The following is a 17,797-nucleotide window of genomic DNA, read 5'->3' as shown; positions in this document are numbered from 1 at the left end:
TCAAGATTGGCGGGTAAAAGCCAGATCAGCAGGCGCAGTTCAGGTGCACGTGCTAATCAGCTACTGAGGCTTGTCCGGTGACAGCGGTGGAAGCTGGAATGTACCTTCAGGCGACACGCGCAGGACACCGTCCAGCGCTTCAAGCTGATCCACAACACTGTCGTCACACTGCCCGAAAATGACACCCATGGCACGCTGGACCTGTTCTACTGTCAGTCCGTGTTCTGACGCTTTTTCGCAAATCGTCTCAGCGTCTGCGCCGCCTTTGGCGTCAAAGACAACTTTCACTGATATCTGTGCCATCTCGTCGGTCCGCGTTCAGTATGAACTCTCACAGTAAACATAGGGGCGCCGGCTAAGCCACACCAGCGGCAGCAGGCGGCGATTGAACTAGGCCCGCACCGAGATCGCGTGCATCTTCGGAAACAGGTGCGGCTGTTTCGATGATCTTATCCCAAAGCGCCTGTCCTCTCAGGTTTTGATCGGATTCGGCCCAATGCGCCGCGACACCCGCCACATGCGGGCACGCCATACTTGTTCCAGAGAGGGATCTGTACAGACGTGGTGCTGGAACGGATGAGAATACATCAACCCCAGGACCGGCCACATTTACTTCGCCGCCGTCAGGGTTGATACCACCGCTTGAAAAGTCAGCAACGCTGAGTGCCTCATCAACCGCAGCAACGGCCATAATTGATGGTGCGTTGGCCGGGCTGCCGACAGGTGCGACAAACCCCAACCGGCGCGAACTGCTGTTGCCAGCTGCCGCGATGATCAGACTGCCACGGTCGAGCGCCTGGCGCCCCAAAGCTTCGTATTCCGGCGAATAGGTATCGCCTTCACGCACATCGGAGCCGAGCGACATGGAAATCACCTCGCAACCTTGCTCAATCGCCCAAGCCATACCGATCAAAACATCGCGCTCTCGTCCGCTGCCGCTGTTTGCTAGGACTTTGCCGACATAAAGGTCGGCATCTGATGCGACGCCATATCGGAAATCGCGGTCCGATGTTCGCCCGCCCACCGCTGTTCCAGCGCAATGGGTTCCGTGACCTTGCCCGTCTTGTACGTCTTCGCCGGTGACAAAGCTTTCAGACACGATCGTGCGATCTGCAAAGTCAGGATGCTGCAGGTCAAGCCCGGTATCCAGAACGGCCACCTTGATACCAGCGCCAGTGTAACGGCTGGCCCAAGCGCCGACTGCGTCAACGCCCCATGTCTTTTGATCGTCATCCTGAATCGTCTTAAGGGCAAAGAGATAAAGTTCGGGCCGCACGGAAAGCACGCGATCATCGTCCATCAGGTTTGCCCGAATGCTCTCGGATTGTGCGGCACCAACTTGGGCGGAAATGAAACCTATGTTCACGTTCTCAAGGACAATTGCTGGGGCCTCATCAGCGCTTTCTGGCAGTCGCCCGGCACGTGATGCGAAAGTCTGGACATCTGCACCAGACAGGCTGGCAAGTATACTTTGTTGTGTGGACAGATCGACATCCGGCTTGAACAGGACAATGCTGCCCCCGGTTTCATGTGGCGGTTGCATCTCGAAGGTTGTCTTTGACATTGCGGCCTCTTGATCAGTTTAGGTCATTTGGCGAGCGATATGGTGACGTGGCGGCAGCTGGGCCGCGATGTTTGCAACACAAACGTAGCTGAAGCCATCTTGGTGATCCTGAAGGTCGAATGAACACAAGATGAACATTGGATTAGGCGAAGCTAAGGATAATTTCATTTCTTTGGCAGGGTACGCTCGACAACAGAACTTTGGGTCTGACAGCCACGAACTACTCAAAAGGATCCTGACCTGCCGAACTACTTCTGAGAGGCGAATGGCGACGAAATGGTTGATTCTGTTAAAAAATCAGATTTCGCCAGCGGGTGATAAAATTGTCGGCTCTACAGCGGCAGGCATTCAATCCGGCGGGGGGGGGGGCGAGCAAAACACTGGTTCAGCCATGTGCGAGGCTCGCACGGCGTCCTGCGCGCAACCAGCGCCAACTTCTCTACAGCAATGCGTTTTGGCGAAAAAGTGGAAGGACGGCATTTTTGAGCGAAGCACGCGGCGGGCATGTTTCAACAGATCCGCCAAAAATTCCACATCCGCATGCAAAAGCCGTAGTTCCGTGAGTGGTGTGTGGCCGGCTTTGGCGAGCGAAATGTCAATCAGCGGATCAACCCAAGCTGCAGGGCGCAGGAGTGTTGGGGCGGTGGCTTATCTGCGGGCCCAATCGCATCGAACACTAAGACAGATAAGTGTTGAACCACCCGATTGTCCGTTCCCACGCCAATTCAGCCATGGCCTCATCGTAGCGCGGCGTGCTGTCGTTGTGGAAACCATGGTTTGCGCCTTCGTAGATGTAGGCCTCGTACACCTTGTCATTCGCTTTCAGGGCCGCTTCGAAGTCGGGCCACCCCGCGTTGATGCGCTCGTCCAGCTCTCCCATCTGGATCAATAACGGGGCTTCGATTTTCGGGACGTCACCTGACGCGGGTTGCCGCCCGTAAAAGGGGACCCCGGCGGCCAGTTCCGGGTATGCCACGGCAATCGCGCCGACCACACCGCCGCCATAGCAAAAACCGACAGCGCCAACGCTGCCAGTGCTGTCGTCGCGTGAAAGCAGATGTTCGAAACCGGCGAAGAAGTCATTCATCAACGCGACCCCATCAACGGACCGTTGAAGTTCGCGACCGTCGGCGTCATTTCCCGGGTAGCCGCCGACCGATGTCAGGCCATCTGGTGCCAACGCCATGAACCCCGCCTTTGCCAAACGGCGCGCAACGTCTTCAATGTACGGGTTGAGGCCCCGGTTTTCATGGATGACCAGAACCGCAGGCAGTGGCCCGTCCGCCGCGGTCGGCCGCACCAGGTAGCCACGCACATCCCCGGTGCCATTCGGTGAAGGATACATAATGTAATCGGCGTGTATGTCAGCATCATTGAACGACACCTGCTGTGCCATCGCGTAGTTTGGGCTGAGCATATCCAGCAGCGCCACTGCCGTCAGGCCACCGACGGCAAACTTGCCTGCACGGTCCAGAAACTCGCGTTTCGTAATCTTTCCGTGCGCGTAAAAGTCGTACAGATCAAGAAGCTCTTGATCGAAGTCCTTGGCTGTCATGCGTTTCATTGAAAGTCTCCCTTGTGGTGAATGGTGTGGTGGAGCAGTGTCAGCTTGGGCGGGATCGGCGCGTCCCCGGTCTCTCGAAAGAGGCTCATTGATTGTCAGAGGACACTGAGCCGTCCGAGGCTGGGACAGCTCGGCCCGAAATCATACGCGTCAGTGTCGGGTCCCGATCTATCAGATGATGTTTGAGCGCAGCCGCGATGTGCAGCACCACAATCGTGCACAGGCCAAGGCCAACATATTGGTGAATTGCAGATGACATAGCCACGATCCAAGGTACTTCTGCCACACCCGGGATCGAGAACCAGCCAAACACGCTCACGTCTCGCCCGCGAAAGATGGTAAATCCGATGCCGGAAAGCGGCATGATCAGGATACCTGACAACAGGCTCCAATGCACCCATTTCGAAAGCCGGTGCTGCCAGCGTTGCATGGTCGAGACCGGTTCGGGAAAGCCCCGCATGACTCGCCAGGCCACACGCCAAGCGCCGTAGATAAGAACAAGGACACCGACTGAGCGGTGGACTCCGATCAAAGGTCGGCGCGCTTCACGCTCCAACCCGCCATATTCAAGGTACAGCCCAAACAGCAGCATCCCGATGATCGCGATTGCGATGATCCAGTGGTTCAGGCGCGAGATGAAATCATAGTGCATATGTTGAGTCCCTCAAACGTGATGCAGAACAGCGGTTGACGGTCACGACGCAAGCTCGGCTTCAAGCCGCCTCATCTCTTCCGCCTGCGGCTTTGAGAAACCGGCCAGCAGCCGATAGACCACAGGTGTGACAAACAGAGTGGCCAAAGTGGCCAGACCCAGCCCACCAACAATCACCCACCCCAGCGACACGCGCGCCTCTGCCCCGGCACCTGTCGACACCACTAGCGGCACACCACCCAGCACGGTTGAGATCATCGTCATCATGACAGGGCGCAGGCGTTGCAGAGCTGCTCCCTCGATCGCATCGCGCACGCTCATGCCTGCGTCCCGCAACTGATTTGCAAATTCCACGATCAGGATGCCATTCTTGGCCATGATCCCGACCAGTAAAACAAGGCCAATCTGACTGTAGACATTCAAGCTGATGCCCGTGAAGGCCAGCGCAAACACGGCGCAGGCAAGGCCTAGTGGGACGGTCCCCACGATGATGAGGCTGGAAAGAAAGCTTTCGAACTGGGCGGCCAGGATGAGGATGACGATCACGATGGCAAAGCCGAACACCATGCCAAGGCCGCTGGATGTCTCGTCCAGCGTCGCCGCTTCGGACAGCGGGATCAGTCCGACATCGGGCGGCAGGATGCTGGTCGCTGCCGCCTCGATCCGCTCGATCCCGTCGCGCAAGGCCACGTCATCAGAAAGCTCTGCCGAAATGGTGATCGCGCGCAGCTGTTCCTCGCGGTCCAGCGACGGGGCTACTGCCATTTCCTGAACCGACACAATGGACGACATCGGGACGATCCGGTCGTCTGATGCCTTCAGAAAGATGTTTTCGAGGTCGGTGGGGTCGTCGACCGGGTGGGTGGTCGAGATCAATTTGACCGGGATCGCGTCGCCATCAACGAAAACCTCTCCAACCTCGTCGCCATCCAAGAGGGCGCGAATGGCGTCGGAAAGACCGCCGATATCAATGCCCAGATCTTCCGCCCTCTCGCGGTCGACGTCGATCAGGATCTGCGGTTGCGTGGTCTCGTAGGACAGCTGGATGCGGCCCATGTCCGGGTCTTGTTCCAACTCGGCCATCAATGCGTCAGCAGCCGTGGCAAGCACGTCATAGTCGCTGCCGGTAATGGCCATGCGCAGCCCGTGACCACCACCCCGGATGCCCAGCGAATTGGGTTGAATGACGAAAGCCCGCACCCCGTTCACCGATGCGATAAGCTGGTTCATCTCGGCCACGATCTCGTTCTGGCTGCGCGTACGTTCATCCCAGGGCGCCAGTGTCATGACCATACGTCCCTCATTACTGCTACCGCGTCCAACGATAGAGAAGATGTATTCGACTTCTCCACTGTTTCGAAACGGTTGAAAAAGCGCTTCGATCTGGCGTTGTTGGCTTTCGGTGTAGTTCAGACTGACGCCCTGGGGCGCACTGATCCGCAACAGCGCGACAGCACGGTCTTCCGGCGGGGTCAATTCCTCTTCCAACGTGCCGTATGTGATCCAGGCTGAGCCCGAGCAAATGGCTGCGGCAGTTATTACGACAAGCGGGGCTGACAGGCAGTAACGCAAAATGGCTGCGTATCTGCGGCTGCCCCATGCACCGACATGCCCGACAAGGCCGGTTGGGACTTTGGCCTCTTCGGGCACGCGGCGCGACAGCAGGCGCGAGGCGAGCATCGGACAAAGCGACAACGCCACGAAGGACGAAATGGTAACCGCAATGGCAAGGACGTACCCAAACTCGCGAAACAGACCGCCTGACGTGCCCGGCAAGAAGGACAGTGGAATGAAGACGGCTGCCAGCGTGGCCGTTGTCGTGATGACGGCAAAGAACACCTCGCGCGTGCCCCGCACCGCGGCGGCGCGGACCGGCATACCCGCATCCCGTTTCTTGACGATGTTTTCCAAAACGACAATGGCGTCATCCACGACCATGCCGGTCGCCAGAACCAGCGCCAGCAGCGTGATGATGTTGATCGAGAAACCCGCCAACCAGATGCCACCAATGGTCCCGATCAAGGCCACAGGCAGCGTCAGCGCAGGGATGAGCGTCGCCCGCACATTCCGCAGGAATACATAAATTACCCCAACCACAATCGCGATGGCCAGCCCGAGTGATTTCAACACTTCAACAATCGAGCCATTGATGAACGTCGCATCGTCGCTGGTCACCGCGATATCGACGTCCTCGGGCAACGTGTCCTGCATCGCCGCAACGACATCACGCACGCTGTTCGAGATGCTCAGCGTGTTCGAACCGGCCTGCCGGATGATGTTGAGCCCAAGCCCCGAATGACCGTTGGCCAGCAGCACCGAGGATTCTGCATCTGGTCCAAGGGTCACGACAGCGATATCGGCCAGTCGGACATCATCGGCGATGATCAGGCGATTGAAATCCTCCGGTGTGCGCAACGAGGCTGTCGCGCGAACCGTGAAATCCTGCGCGCTGCTTTCCAGAGATCCGGCAGGCACGTCCAGCGCCACATCATCCAAGGCATCTATCAAATCAGCGACCGTCAGGCCGCGCGTGGCAAGCTGCGCCTGATCGATATCGATCAGGAAAGTCTGTTCGCGGTCGCCAAATACCGAGACTTCGGCCACACCTTCGACGGCAGACAGGCGATCCACCACCTCTTCATCGACAAGATCTGTCAGCGCGTCGATTTCCATTGTCTCTGACGTTACGGCCAATCGCATGATTGGTTCCGCATCGGCGTCCGCCTTCACAATCGTCGGGTCATCGTCGATATCGTCAGGCAGGCTGTTGCCGATCCGGCCGATCTCGTCCCGCATATCTGAGGCCGCGACGTTCAGATCAGTGCTCGTCGTGAACTCGACGGTGACGCGGCTTTCCTCGTAGGACGATGACGAAGACATCGATTTGACACCCGACACCTGCGCGGCTGCGGATTCCACGATGCCGGTCACTTCCTGATCCATGGTCTCTGACGATGCGCCGGAATAGGAGGTCCTGATCGTGATCGTCGGGCTGTCCACCTCCGGCAGCTCACGAACGGCAACCCCCGAAAGCGCGGCAAGGCCACCGACAAGGATCAGCATGTTGACGACAATCGCGAGAACGGGTCGCCGCACAAAAAGGGCTGTCATGTCAGACAGGGTGGACGGGGCCGTCGCAGGCGCCTCTTGAGCCATCCGCCTACCCCTCCGTTTCAGAGGTGGACGGCGGGGACAGGTCGGCGCGGTCCTTGCCGGGTCGGGCGTCCACGTCCGGCACAGCAGCGCCCTGCACGACGACCTGGGCGCCATTGCGCACGTTCAACCCGCCTTCGGTGACCACTTCTGCGTCGATCCCGATGTCCGAGGCGATCAGGATGTATTCGACATTGCGCTGAATAATCTCGGCACTCGTGCGCGTGGCAACACCGTCTTCCACGACCCAGATATAGGAGCCCTCGGCGTCCCAATTCACCGCCAGCGGGTCGACGGCGGGATAGGTATCGCCGTCAAAAGCCGTCGTGACGCTGAACGACATGCCGGGGCGGATCAGGTCGTCCGGGTTGTCGATCAACGCGCGCACTTGGATCGTTCGACTGTCGACCTGCACCCGGCTGCCGATCGCACTGATTTGCCCGTCGAGCTGCATGCCGGACAGGGCCAGTGGCGTTGCCATGACTTGCTGGCCGAGCGCAAGCAAGCCCACAAACCTTTCAGGTAACCAGAAATCGACCATGACTTGTGATCTGTCGTCGACCATGGCGATCTCGGTCGAGGTGGAGACATAGTCACCAATCTCAACCGGAACGATGCCCACAACGCCACCAATAGGCGAAAAGATCGAACGCCGCTCTAGCGTAACCTCTGCCTCGCGCAAGGCGAGTTCCGCGTCATCCCGCTCTGCCTGCAGCGTGTCGAGTTCCGTCTGCGAGGCCACATTGGACTGAGCCAGACGTTCGTACCGCGCATACTCGGCTTCGGCCAAACGAAGGGTCACAGCCGCCCGGTCCCGTGCGATTTGCTCAGTGTCTGCATCCAGCCGGGCCAGCAAGTCACCCACGGCAACGATATCTCCGGAAGCGACTGCCACATGGGTCAGCATACCGCTCTCGAACGGAACTACCGAAACAGAGCGCAATGCCTCAGCAGAGCCTATTGCTTGTGCCGTTTCGCTGATCGTCTCCGTGGACACCGCTGCGGTGGTCACGATCGCCGCTGAACTGCCACGTTGCCCACGCGGAGCTCTGACCTCGCTTGCATCCAATGTCTGATCGTCTGATCTGGCAATCGCTTCAAGCAAGGTCGGCGGAACACCCAACCCGCCCAGGGCAGTGTTGAAATCCGGAGAGTAATGTGACGCAACCAGCGTTGCGCATGAAACCAACCCAAGTGTTGCGAGGACTTGCTTTGCCAGGTTCATAACTGCCCCCATCGTGCCCGGGACGATCCCATCAAGCATATCGAATAGTGCTGCTCAAACGGCCTGGTTCCAGAACGTCGGATACTTCCGACCCGCTTTGCGCGCGCCCACAGCGGTGTGGTGATCAATAGTCCCGTCATGCGTTTTCCAGTTTGCACGTCAGCCTCCGTCGCTGGGTGTGCGGGGATCGAACATTTACTCGATGGTGACACGGCAAAGGATGGTGTTGTCCCGCTCTAGGTCGGGGCCCCAGATGAACTGGGCGTCCTCGGACCAACTTACGGTGTCGTAGCCATCCTTCGGATCGACAGCACGGGCCGTATGAAGCGTGGCTTTGGGCCAGCCCGATGCATCAAAGCCCGGGGCGGTCCAGTCCGCTGGCTCTTCGGTCAACTCAAATGCACATGCACCTTTGCCTGCAACCGGATTGCTGGACGCCTCGCATGACCGATCGACCGGGGCGTGGTGCACGACAAGGCAACGCATGTTGTCATCTGTCACGGCAACGGTTTCTCCAGTGTCCACATCCACGAACTGCGCGATCAGGCCCCCATCTCCCATCTGCTGCCGCCGTGACCCGATATATTCCAGGCCAGTGTCGTTCTCCTTGAAATCCATTGCCTTGATCGCAATGGTCATTGGCAACTCAACGGCGAATGTGACGGTTTCGGCGTTGAAAGATCGCTCGGTCGTGATGGGAACACTGTCCTCTAGCACCTTGGTGCCGTTCACCGACATGTCGAACCAATTGTCCGCCCATATGTCCGCAGTTATAGTGAGAGGCTCTGCAAAGGCTGGCGCGACCGTCAGGATAAGGGGTGCTGCAAGGATGGTGCGCATCATGGTCTTTTCCTTCTTGGGTGTCAGTTCAGAAACGAAAGCTGGGCGGATGAGATGACCTTGCCCTCCATGGCGCCGGTCAGCATCTGCCAGTCGACCTGTCGGTCGTCATATCCGGGCAGATCGTCCATGGGCGCGTTCAGGGCGTAGATCGTGATGGTGTATTCGTGCTGCCGATCACCGGGCGAGCATGGCGGAGTATAGCCGGTGTGGGTCCGATCCTTGTCCGCGCCTTCGTCACCGATCGATGTGGGATTGCCACGCTCGATCACGGTGACATCGGCAGGTATGTTCCACAGCAGCCAATAGTGGCTGGGGGCGTCCACGCCTTCGGTCGTGCCGCGCGGATAGTGATGCATGGTCAGGGCAAGGCTCTTGGTCCCATCGGGCACACCGTGCCACTCCAGGGGCGGTGACGCGCCGTCGCCGCCATCGCGGACGCATTTCAGATATGCAGGCAAAAAGCTGTCCTCGGTCAGCGCCGGGCTCGACAGCGTGAAGGCGTCCTCTGCCAGTGCTTGGCCTTCGAATCCGACGCAACGCAGGTAAGCTATCACAAACGATGCAGCGACACCTTTCATCGGCAATACTCACCGGTAACGACCTCGCCACCATTGGTCACGGTGCGGGTTTCGAACAAATAGCAGTCAGGCGTGTCCGAAGGGCTGTAGCGGACGTAGTAATCATCGCCCTCGTAACTGTAATCCATGCTGCGGGTGCCGTCGGCACCCTCGGTGAAGACAAGGTTTTCGACCCCGCCGCGCGGTGGTCGGCCCGGTTCCGTGCCACGGCCCGTTTCGGCATCAACAAGCGGAGAAACGCGGGGCAACGCGCGGATGTCTGCAACCTCACCCATGAGGCACTGCACGATATACGGCGCACCCTCGGACGTGTGGTACCTGTAACCGAATGTTGCATCCGGCTGCCCGTTGCAAACATCAAGCACCCCGTCCGAAATTACACTGCCGTCCGGGTTGTTGTCGCCGTAGATCGGGAAGCCGTCGAACGCCCATCCGATGATCGCGGTGTTCCCGGCGTTTTCCATCTGGGCAATCATGCAAGCAGGCTTGACGTGATAGTGGTAGTCATCCCCGCGCCCGGCATGGCCACCGCACACATCAAGTTGCTGGGTTTGCAACGTATCATGCTGGGTCTGGTGGTGGTAAAGGTTCTCCTCCGTCATCTCGCCACCGCCCGTGTAGTCAAAGATCGGCACACCGTTCACAGCCACGCCGAGCGCCGCGTCGCGTGTTTGTGGTGTATCGCCCAACACGGCCACTAATGGGATCGACGCGTTATAGCCCGGGGCGGGCACTGGCACTTGTTCATTAGTCCCGGTGATGCCTGTCATCATCTCGTGGTCAGGATATGTGTTTGACGAAATCACGGCTGCGCCGTTCTCGCAGGTGACGGTCACATCGTCGGAAAACCCCGCCTCTTCCACCGACGCGATGACGGCGGCGCAGTGCTCTTCCGCGCTGTGGGCGAGTGCCGCGCCTGACATGATGCCAACAGAGGTCGAGAGAAGGGCAAAGGTCAAAAACGGTTGTTTGATCGAGAAGCCCGTTTGCATCTGTGTCCCTCTTCAGTCTGAGAGGTGCCGCCTGATCACAAAGACCATAGCGACACCTTTGATGTAAAACAGGGGCGGCACAGGTCGCCGCCAGTTACTCTTGCGGTGCGGGCCGCGCGGGCCGCTGCAGGGTCAGCGTTCCATCGCCATCGCGGTCCATCCGCTCGACAAAACGCGCAACGCTGCGCTCCATCTCTTCCGGCGCGATCTGGCCGTCGCCGTCTGCATCAAGCCTTTGGAAGGCGTCGACCATCCGCGAGCGCGTGAGACTGCGGTACAGCGTGTCGAACTCTTCGATGGACAGGGCGCCATCGCCAGATGCGTCCACCTCTGCCACCAGCGCGTTGCGGTAGGTTTCGATCTCCTCTGGCGTGACGGCGCCATCGCTGTCTGCATCGGCTGCGTCAAAGATATCGCGCAGCATCTCGCCACCGCGCATCTTGCCGCCGTGGCCACGCATGCGCTTTCCACCGTGGTCATCGCGCATGTCGGCTTTGGTCATCTTGCCTTCGGCGGCCGGGGGCGGGGTTGGGGCGGCGCTGTCTTGCGCATTGGCGATGACGGCGCCAATGCCAGATATGCTCAGGGCAATTGCGGTCACAGCCAGTATTTTCGGTCGGTTCATCGGTTGTCCTTTCCTTGGAAATCGAGGCGCCGTTTCGCCTCGTCTGATTTCCATATGGACATGTCGTGCCAGAAAGGTTTGTCGGGCGGGGATCTTGTTTGTCGCGATCTGTCGCAATGGCCAGCGCTGACACAAATTGCGACAAATGAAATGGCGCTCAGACTCGGAGCGCGGGCCACATGCCGCTAGAACAGGCACAAACCGGCCCGGTACAGGAGACGAAATGGAGCAGACGGCCCCTCAGGTGATGATCGTGGACGATGCCCGCGACATCCGCGAACCGCTGGACAAGTATCTGCGGAAGCAGGGCCTGCGCACACAGATGGCCGCCAATGCGATGGAGGCCCGCAGCCTGTTGGAAGAGAGTGATCCGGCCCTGATCGTGCTGGACGTGATGATGCCGGGCGAAGACGGGCTAAGCCTGTGTCGATGGCTGGTGGCTCGCGGTGGCCCACCTGTGATACTGCTGACCGCGATGGCGGATGAGACTGACCGCATCGTGGGGTTGGAGCTTGGCGCCGACGATTACGTGGTCAAGCCGTTCAACCCCCGCGAACTTGTGGCGCGCATCCGCGCCGTGTTGCGTCGTAGACCACCCCCCGCGCCGCAGGTGGCCAAGGGGCGCAGAAGGTTCGGCTCCTGGACGCACGACCCCGATGCGCAGGAAGTGCGACACACGGATGGGCGCGCTGTTGCCCTGACATCCGGGGAAAGCCGATTGCTAGGTGTCCTGCTTGATCATCCACAAACCGTGATGTCCCGAAGCAGCTTGCTGGACCTGACACTCGGTCGTGACGCCAAGGCATATGACCGGGCCATCGACAACAGCGTGAGCCGACTGCGGAGAAAGATTGAAGTGGATGCGTCATCTCCGCGCCTGATCGTCACCGAATGGGGCGGGGGCTACCGACTCACCGCAGATGTGGAACACGTTTGAACAGGTTGCAACGATTTCTGCCTGACGGCATCGCCGGGCGCTTTGCGCTTCTTCTGACCATATCGCTTGTCAGTGCAAATCTGCTGGCGCTTGCGGTCCTGTCCTACGAGCGAATCCGCCTGGATCGCGCGGCGCTGATCGCGCGCGAACAGGAACGCATCGTTTCGCTGGTGCCTGCGTTGGAAGCAGCCGTGCCGCAGGCCCGACCTGGGCTGGCCAACTCAGCTTCGACCCGATCGTCCAGAGTGACAGTCGACCCGACACCCCTTGTGAGAGCTCAACTTGATACACAGCGTGCCCGCGCCCTCGCCGAGGCGCTGACCGAGGCGCTTGGCGGGCGGGACGTGAGAACTGCAATCAGAGTCCAGCCAGATGATGACAAAGGCGGCAGGAGGGTGGCCGTCGCGGCATCCGTGCGCCTGGTTGTGGCCGAGGATGGGGAAGCGCAATGGCTGAACATTCGGTCACGCGGCAAGCGCCCGCCGCCGCCATGGATCGAAGAAGGTGCATTCCTTTTGATCCTTGGACTGTCACTGGCCGCCATATTGGGTGTCGGTCTGATCTTCGTGCACCGCTTGACGCAACCGTTGACCGAACTTGCCACCGCCGCCCGCGCTGCGGGCCGCGGGGATCGCACAGTTCTAATCAAGACAGAGGGGCCGCGCGAGATGCGCGACGCTGCGGCGGCCTTCAACGATATGCAGGTGCGCATCGCCCGCTTCGACGCAGAACGCATGCGCATGCTCGCCGCCGTGGGCCATGATCTGCGCACACCGATTACCAGCTTGCGCATCCGGGCCGAGATGCTTGAGCCCGAGGACAGCGACGCGATGATCCGCACACTCGAAGAGATGACAGTGATGGCTGACGGGCTGGTGGCCTATGCCCGCGGACGCGGGGAGAGCGAGGCGATGCGCGACCTAGACCTCGGCGCGCTGGTTGAACGGGCCTGTGCAGAGCGGGGGGCCTCTTTTGAATGTGATGACCCTGCCACTGTTCGTGGCCGTCCGGTCGCACTTGTGCGCGCAATCGGCAATCTCCTCGACAACGCTTTGCAATATGGAAATACCGCCCGCGCGACGGTTACCCGCGATGCAGACATGGCTGTCATAACGATCGATGACGACGGCCCGGGCATCAGCCAAGACAAACTCGCTGACGTTTTCGACCCCTTCGTGCGGGGCGACGACAGTCGCAACAGCAATACGGGGGGCGCCGGGCTCGGGCTGGCCATCGTTCGCGACGTCATCGCGGCCCATGGCGGAACGGTGACGCTCACCAACCTGCCAACTGTTGGCCTGCGCGCAACTGTAAGGCTACCAATCGAAAATTAAAGGGAGCACAGATGGCTAAGGAGCCACCAGCCAAAGAGTCAGTTGTGCAAAGCTCCGGCGCGAAGACGAGGAATGGTGGAGATGCGAGGCGCCCTCAAGCATCGGTGGACACTGTTCCTGATGAAAGTGGACACACGTGATCGTTAGGGTGAATGACTCTCGATGAGTCCAACTTGTTCGTGCGGCACGCTACGGCGAAAAGCAACATGGCATCATGATGTAAGGCGACGGGCTTAGGCGATGTACCTAAGCAGTTCGTCTTGACACGTTGTCGTTTCTCTTGCGGATTTCATTCAAACACCACGCGCCGACTGCACTGCATCTTGGCGTGCGGTGGCAAGTAGTCACATTCAAGATACCACCTCAAATGAGAGTATCACGAACGGTCCGAACACCTCAAAGCCTGTAATCAGCAAAGCACCAATTAAGAAGAAGAGGCAAAATTGCACGAGGCCTGATCGAGCGCGATTTTATGAGTGACCTGTGGCAGTTCATGCCGTTAACCACTTTTTACGCTGGAAAATACCGCGGCTCATCATGAAAGCAGTGGCAATGATGAGTGTCCCCAACATCTCGGCTGTGTTCGGAACTGCGCCCAACACGACACTTGCAATTCCAAGTGCAACGACGGGGGTGAAGACGGGCAACAGCGCCGAAACATGCACCGGCAGCGATCGGGCAGCGCCGATTAGGGTCACGACGCTGATAAAGCCACCGACAAGTCCCTGCATGAAGACTTGTAGGGCAATTGCTGATGAAGGCGTCACTAGCAGCGTCTCGGAGGCTGTAATGGCCGGCAACGGCACTGCGATGATGGCGGAGCCGCCGGTGACTGCCAGGGTACCTTCGACTATGGGGATTTGCCACAGGCGGAGCAGCACAGTGTAGCCTCCCCACATTGCGCCAGCCAGCACGAACAGCGCCGCACCCCGCGCCCAGGTCCCGCCTAGTCCTTTGAGGTCAAGCCCGACCATAATGGCAAGACCTGCGCACATGATCGTGGCCCTAATCAGGCGGTCGGAAGTGATATTTTTCCCGAAGCAGCAGGTGCCCCAAAACACTTCCTGTGACGAACACGGCGACCGGCATAAAGAGCAACCCGTGTGACAGGGGGCATGAACGTAACCGCTAGCGGCGAACAGTCCAAACAACGGGCCGCCCAGCAGGATCAGGACCAATAGCCGTCGTACCGGAATGACAACTGCCTTGCCGCGCATGTGCAGGACTGTAAGTATCGGTATCACGATGAGCCCAGGGCAGCAAAGGCGTCATTGACGGTTGCGAACACAGTGAACGGACCTTCGCTCATCAAGGTGGCAACGAGGTCTGCGGCTTTGACGGCGATAACCAGTGTCGTGTGGCCCGCCGAGTTTACGGCGTTTTCGATGATGTACTTGTCGGTGAACATGGGGGCGCCGCCCACATCCGGGTTCACGGCATGAGAGGCGGTAGCGCTTTCGCTTTGGATTCCCGTTTTCGTTGCTACTGTTGTTCTAGTAACTGAACTTGAGCATCTTCGATTTTCGCTCATTGCTAACGGTTTTCTGACAGCAAAGCTTGTCTATGCTGTTGTGTCATTGGCCGATGCTCCCTTTCTCCGCTCTGGTGCATGGATTGTGGGCTTTGCAGCTTGGGGCTGTTTGGCGCCGATCATCATGTTCGCAATTTTGCGATAAACCTTAGATTCAAGATTTCCAGACCTTGGTTTTCCGTAACGTTTGCTGGAACTGCGGTGTTGCGATCTGTCACTATTTTATCTGTAGGATTGTATGCTATCAGACGGACTTGGAACGGTTTTGAAGCACTGCGGGTGGCGCACAGCAGACCGTTCAAACCCGCGACGGCCAACCGCTCCGCGTTGCAATCTTCTGGTTTACTGAAATTCTGTACGATGCCCAGTCCGAGGAAGCCACATCACACGCGTCAGGTTGCGACCAATGACCGGTATGACGGCCGCAGCGCAGTTGGGGAGGTAGTCGTTGGATGTTTCCTTTGGCCGTTACACTATAGATTTGATCTACGTTTTGTACCGCTGCTAACAATGGTAGAAACTTTGCTCAATGAAACTCTGCCTGAAGCCGCTTATCAGCGGCTTCAGGCAGAGTTTCATGTGTGATTAGTTGGTAACCTGAATACCGTGACTGTACAAATCGCAGCAGCGAAACAACATGCGCAAATTACCGGGCCAGCAACAGAAACTCCCGTTCCGGCGAGGGATACGACCGCAATAATTCCGCCCAACCGTGCAAGGGTTATATCCAAACTGGCGGAAATCGCGCTCAGGCCCTTGGGCGCGTGTCGTAAGATTAGCTGCGTTGAAGGGGCGTTGCTGCAAGCCAAACCGGCTCCGACGAGGATCGTTGAGCCCATAAGTAGAAAAGTGTTCTCACTGTAAGATAGCAGCAGACCAGCCGCGATCAGAAGAGGAGCTGCAAGCATGATTGTTTGGACGTGATCTTGATCGACTTTGTTCCGCAAGAGGGCGCTTAAAGCTGAGAAAGTCAGCCACAACGTCGAAAGCATGAAACCAATTATTGTCGTCTCGGCACCCGTTTCTGAAAGCCATAGCGGAAGTCGGAACAAAAAATAGGTAATCGCTCCATAAGTGAAGAAAACGTAGGCGAGCGTCAACCACAGGTGTCTGGCACGAAAAATCGCAAAGTACTCTGGTGTTTCAGTTTGCAGTTCTTCCGGTTCATCTGCAGTGGGCGCCGACACATGGAAAAGCAATGCGAGGGCTGCAATGGCCGCTATAAAACCGAACGCGAGATTCCAGTTTCCTACACCGAGTATGCCGCTATAGACCAGCGGTGCGAAAGCAGCTACGTAACCGGCAAGGCTTCCCCATAGTATGAGTATTCGACCGGGTTTTTCAGGCGCGTTCCGTGTGAGCAAGACCGGGACCAGAGGTGAAAACACGCCGGCACCAAATCCCTGAAATATACGTCCAACGATCAGCATCTCGGTATTGATTGATGCGGCGAGTAAAATGGAGCCGGTGAGAAAAGCGAATACGCCACACCCGAAAACCCTGGTCGTCTTAAATGCGTCGCCGAACAGTCCGCCGACTAGAACGCCTACTGCGACTGCAACGCTGTAGGAATTGAATACCCATGCCAATTCGCCAAGTGACAAGCCAAACTGGGAACGCATTGATGGCAGCAATAGAGGCACCAATGTCAGTTCCATCACGAAAGCGACGTGAGCCGCGACGGGGCCGTATATTGCTGCTTGGGCCATGGCGCTCGCAGCATAGGGTGCGCCATGATTTGGTCCGCTGGCTCTCATGGTCGAATGATGGGGGTCAGGCATTCGCTACCGAACTCAGATCCGCCATTTGAATGGCGGGTTTCGGTTCGGCTGGCTTGGTCAAAAGACTATCCGGGCGTTGCAGGTCTTTGGTCGCTTGAGCGAATGAACTGGCCAAGTCCTTGGCGCTCATCCAAATCAGGTAGTCTTCGTCTGTTACCTGTTGGTCCGGGCCAATCCAACGCCCCGCTTCGCAGTGCATGTAGCCGTAGCGAAGATGCGCCCCCTTGGCAGCCAAAGGTTTCGGGACAAACGCAAACACAAACGAGGGATCCCAAGCGATTACGGTTAACTCAAGCAGGAGACGCGAGAGGAGCGCCGTCGCGCCTTGGCTGCGCGGACCGGCAAGCCCCTTGGCACGCAGCCAAAAGTCCCCTTGGTAGCCGACCTTGCCTGTAATCGTATTGAGTGCCTCAGGTCCCGAAAAAAAGGTCTGATCAGGGTCAGGCGTCGAGTCAGGGGTGATGTATTTGTGGCGGTGGAGTTCCAAATGTGTCGCCAATGATACTCCGGACAAGTCAAGAATTCGCACAGCTTGGGTATGGACCAATTCGCCATCCGGGTCGAAACCGCATATCCAAAAGCCGTTGTTGTGATCAACATAGGAGCTCGCAACGTCGAACATCGGATAGATCGGTCCTCGATCGATTTGCCGGTTGCGAAGGGCGCGGTACTCTTGAAAATCGTCACAGATTTTGACTCGAATCCCCATCTCTTCAAGATCGCGCAGAACCCCAGAAAAACGTGTGATAACTTCAAATAGACGACTTGGTCGGAGGCCCATGTTGATGGCTTTCTGTGACAACTTTAAACAAATACGTAGTAGTGGTTGGATCTACGTAGTAGTGGCTAGATCACTTATTGGTTAATGAAGTGTTACCGCAGCCTTGCTGCCCGTTGCTGACGTTAACCGATTTTCCGTGCGCTCCCCGTGGATTGGATTTCTGCTGATCGGCTGTAACGGAAGATCAAGGGCTTCAATCGGCGTGATCAATGATGTTTCGGCCAGTTGAGTATAAAC

At 58.2% G+C, this 17,797-nt stretch carries 15 protein-coding genes and 1 pseudogene; 2 read left to right on the top strand and 14 right to left on the bottom strand.

Annotation, left to right across the window (positions count from 1 at the left end):
• Nucleotides 1-60: 60 nt before the first annotated feature.
• The 10 genes from Q1A51_RS18900 to Q1A51_RS18855 all read right to left on the bottom strand — a co-directional run bounded on the left by Q1A51_RS18900 (nucleotide 61) and on the right by Q1A51_RS18855 (nucleotide 11,196).
• Nucleotides 61-303 (bottom strand): hypothetical protein, encoded by a 243-nt coding sequence (locus Q1A51_RS18900; RefSeq protein ID WP_299604802.1) that lies wholly within the window; start codon nucleotides 301-303, stop codon nucleotides 61-63.
• 52 nt (nucleotides 304-355) lie between these two features.
• Complete coding sequence (locus Q1A51_RS18895) at nucleotides 356-1,564, bottom strand: S8 family serine peptidase (protein ID WP_299604799.1); 1,209 nt, start codon at nucleotides 1,562-1,564, stop codon at nucleotides 356-358.
• A 676-nt stretch (nucleotides 1,565-2,240) separates the two neighbouring features.
• Nucleotides 2,241-3,128 carry a YghX family hydrolase gene (gene yghX / locus Q1A51_RS18890; RefSeq protein WP_299604797.1) on the bottom strand — a complete coding sequence of 296 codons (888 nt, stop codon included), beginning with the start codon at nucleotides 3,126-3,128 and terminating at the stop codon, nucleotides 2,241-2,243.
• 85 nt (nucleotides 3,129-3,213) lie between these two features.
• Nucleotides 3,214-3,780: a cytochrome b gene (locus Q1A51_RS18885; protein WP_299604795.1), complete on the bottom strand. Its 567-nt coding sequence runs from the start codon at nucleotides 3,778-3,780 to the stop codon at nucleotides 3,214-3,216.
• A 42-nt stretch (nucleotides 3,781-3,822) separates the two neighbouring features.
• Complete coding sequence (locus Q1A51_RS18880; protein ID WP_299604792.1) at nucleotides 3,823-6,936, bottom strand: efflux RND transporter permease subunit; 3,114 nt, start codon at nucleotides 6,934-6,936, stop codon at nucleotides 3,823-3,825.
• Nucleotides 6,937-6,940: 4 nt separating this feature from the next.
• On the bottom strand, nucleotides 6,941-8,197 hold the full coding sequence (locus Q1A51_RS18875) for an efflux RND transporter periplasmic adaptor subunit (RefSeq protein ID WP_299671466.1): 1,257 nt from the start codon (nucleotides 8,195-8,197) through the stop codon (nucleotides 6,941-6,943).
• 156 nt (nucleotides 8,198-8,353) lie between these two features.
• A complete protein-coding gene (locus tag Q1A51_RS18870) occupies nucleotides 8,354-9,001 on the bottom strand; it encodes a PEBP family protein (RefSeq protein ID WP_299604787.1) in 648 nt (215 codons plus the stop codon).
• Nucleotides 9,002-9,021: 20 nt separating this feature from the next.
• The gene (locus Q1A51_RS18865; protein WP_299604785.1) at nucleotides 9,022-9,555 is read right to left on the bottom strand and encodes a YbhB/YbcL family Raf kinase inhibitor-like protein; all 534 of its coding nucleotides are present in this window, start codon (nucleotides 9,553-9,555) and stop codon (nucleotides 9,022-9,024) included.
• Nucleotides 9,556-9,575: 20 nt separating this feature from the next.
• Entirely contained in the window at nucleotides 9,576-10,571 is a 996-nt protein-coding gene (locus Q1A51_RS18860; RefSeq protein WP_299604783.1) for a YHYH protein, read from the bottom strand.
• A gap of 94 nt (nucleotides 10,572-10,665) precedes the next feature.
• Entirely contained in the window at nucleotides 10,666-11,196 is a 531-nt protein-coding gene (locus Q1A51_RS18855) for a hypothetical protein (RefSeq protein ID WP_299604781.1), read from the bottom strand.
• 223 nt (nucleotides 11,197-11,419) lie between these two features.
• Here Q1A51_RS18855 and Q1A51_RS18850 point away from each other — a divergent pair, with 223 nt between their 5' ends.
• Both Q1A51_RS18850 and Q1A51_RS18845 read left to right on the top strand, forming a co-directional pair.
• Nucleotides 11,420-12,133: a response regulator gene (locus tag Q1A51_RS18850; RefSeq protein WP_299604779.1), complete on the top strand. Its 714-nt coding sequence runs from the start codon at nucleotides 11,420-11,422 to the stop codon at nucleotides 12,131-12,133.
• Between the two features lie 5 nt (nucleotides 12,134-12,138).
• Nucleotides 12,139-13,467, top strand: coding sequence for an ATP-binding protein (locus Q1A51_RS18845; protein ID WP_299604777.1), 1,329 nt, complete (start codon nucleotides 12,139-12,141; stop codon nucleotides 13,465-13,467).
• Nucleotides 13,468-13,958: 491 nt separating this feature from the next.
• Here Q1A51_RS18845 and Q1A51_RS18840 read toward each other — a convergent pair whose 3' ends face one another.
• The 4 genes and pseudogenes from Q1A51_RS18840 to Q1A51_RS18825 all read right to left on the bottom strand — a co-directional run bounded on the left by Q1A51_RS18840 (nucleotide 13,959) and on the right by Q1A51_RS18825 (nucleotide 17,560).
• The gene (locus Q1A51_RS18840; RefSeq protein WP_299604775.1) at nucleotides 13,959-14,462 is read right to left on the bottom strand and encodes a DMT family transporter; all 504 of its coding nucleotides are present in this window, start codon (nucleotides 14,460-14,462) and stop codon (nucleotides 13,959-13,961) included.
• Between the two features lie 257 nt (nucleotides 14,463-14,719).
• Nucleotides 14,720-14,935: pseudogene (locus tag Q1A51_RS18835) on the bottom strand (fasciclin domain-containing protein); the annotation flags it as partial.
• A 638-nt stretch (nucleotides 14,936-15,573) separates the two neighbouring features.
• Entirely contained in the window at nucleotides 15,574-16,707 is a 1,134-nt protein-coding gene (locus Q1A51_RS18830; RefSeq protein ID WP_299604773.1) for an MFS transporter, read from the bottom strand.
• 64 nt (nucleotides 16,708-16,771) lie between these two features.
• Complete coding sequence (locus Q1A51_RS18825; RefSeq protein ID WP_299204491.1) at nucleotides 16,772-17,560, bottom strand: hypothetical protein; 789 nt, start codon at nucleotides 17,558-17,560, stop codon at nucleotides 16,772-16,774.
• Between the last annotated feature and the right edge of the window lie 237 nt (nucleotides 17,561-17,797).

Origin of the sequence: uncultured Tateyamaria sp., from assembly GCF_947496075.1 — a bacterium.
Taxonomy (GTDB): domain Bacteria; phylum Pseudomonadota; class Alphaproteobacteria; order Rhodobacterales; family Rhodobacteraceae; genus Tateyamaria.
The sequence above is the reverse complement of the archived record's forward strand: the minus strand, read 5'-3'. Positions and strand labels throughout refer to the sequence as shown.

Coding starts and splice junctions, on each gene's coding strand:
- Q1A51_RS18900 (WP_299604802.1), bottom strand. CDS start 303: ATGGCACAGATATCAGTGAAAGTTGTCTTTGACGCCAAAGGCGGCGCA.
- Q1A51_RS18895 (WP_299604799.1), bottom strand. CDS start 1,564: ATGTCAAAGACAACCTTCGAGATGCAACCGCCACATGAAACCGGGGGC.
- yghX (WP_299604797.1), bottom strand. CDS start 3,128: ATGAAACGCATGACAGCCAAGGACTTCGATCAAGAGCTTCTTGATCTG.
- Q1A51_RS18885 (WP_299604795.1), bottom strand. CDS start 3,780: ATGCACTATGATTTCATCTCGCGCCTGAACCACTGGATCATCGCAATC.
- Q1A51_RS18880 (WP_299604792.1), bottom strand. CDS start 6,936: ATGGCTCAAGAGGCGCCTGCGACGGCCCCGTCCACCCTGTCTGACATG.
- Q1A51_RS18875 (WP_299671466.1), bottom strand. CDS start 8,197: ATGCTTGATGGGATCGTCCCGGGCACGATGGGGGCAGTTATGAACCTG.
- Q1A51_RS18870 (WP_299604787.1), bottom strand. CDS start 9,001: ATGATGCGCACCATCCTTGCAGCACCCCTTATCCTGACGGTCGCGCCA.
- Q1A51_RS18860 (WP_299604783.1), bottom strand. CDS start 10,571: ATGCAAACGGGCTTCTCGATCAAACAACCGTTTTTGACCTTTGCCCTT.
- Q1A51_RS18855 (WP_299604781.1), bottom strand. CDS start 11,196: ATGAACCGACCGAAAATACTGGCTGTGACCGCAATTGCCCTGAGCATA.
- Q1A51_RS18850 (WP_299604779.1), top strand. CDS start 11,420: ATGGAGCAGACGGCCCCTCAGGTGATGATCGTGGACGATGCCCGCGAC.
- Q1A51_RS18840 (WP_299604775.1), bottom strand. CDS start 14,462: ATGTGCGCAGGTCTTGCCATTATGGTCGGGCTTGACCTCAAAGGACTA.
- Q1A51_RS18830 (WP_299604773.1), bottom strand. CDS start 16,707: ATGGCCCAAGCAGCAATATACGGCCCCGTCGCGGCTCACGTCGCTTTC.
- Q1A51_RS18825 (WP_299204491.1), bottom strand. CDS start 17,560: ATGGGCCTCCGACCAAGTCGTCTATTTGAAGTTATCACACGTTTTTCT.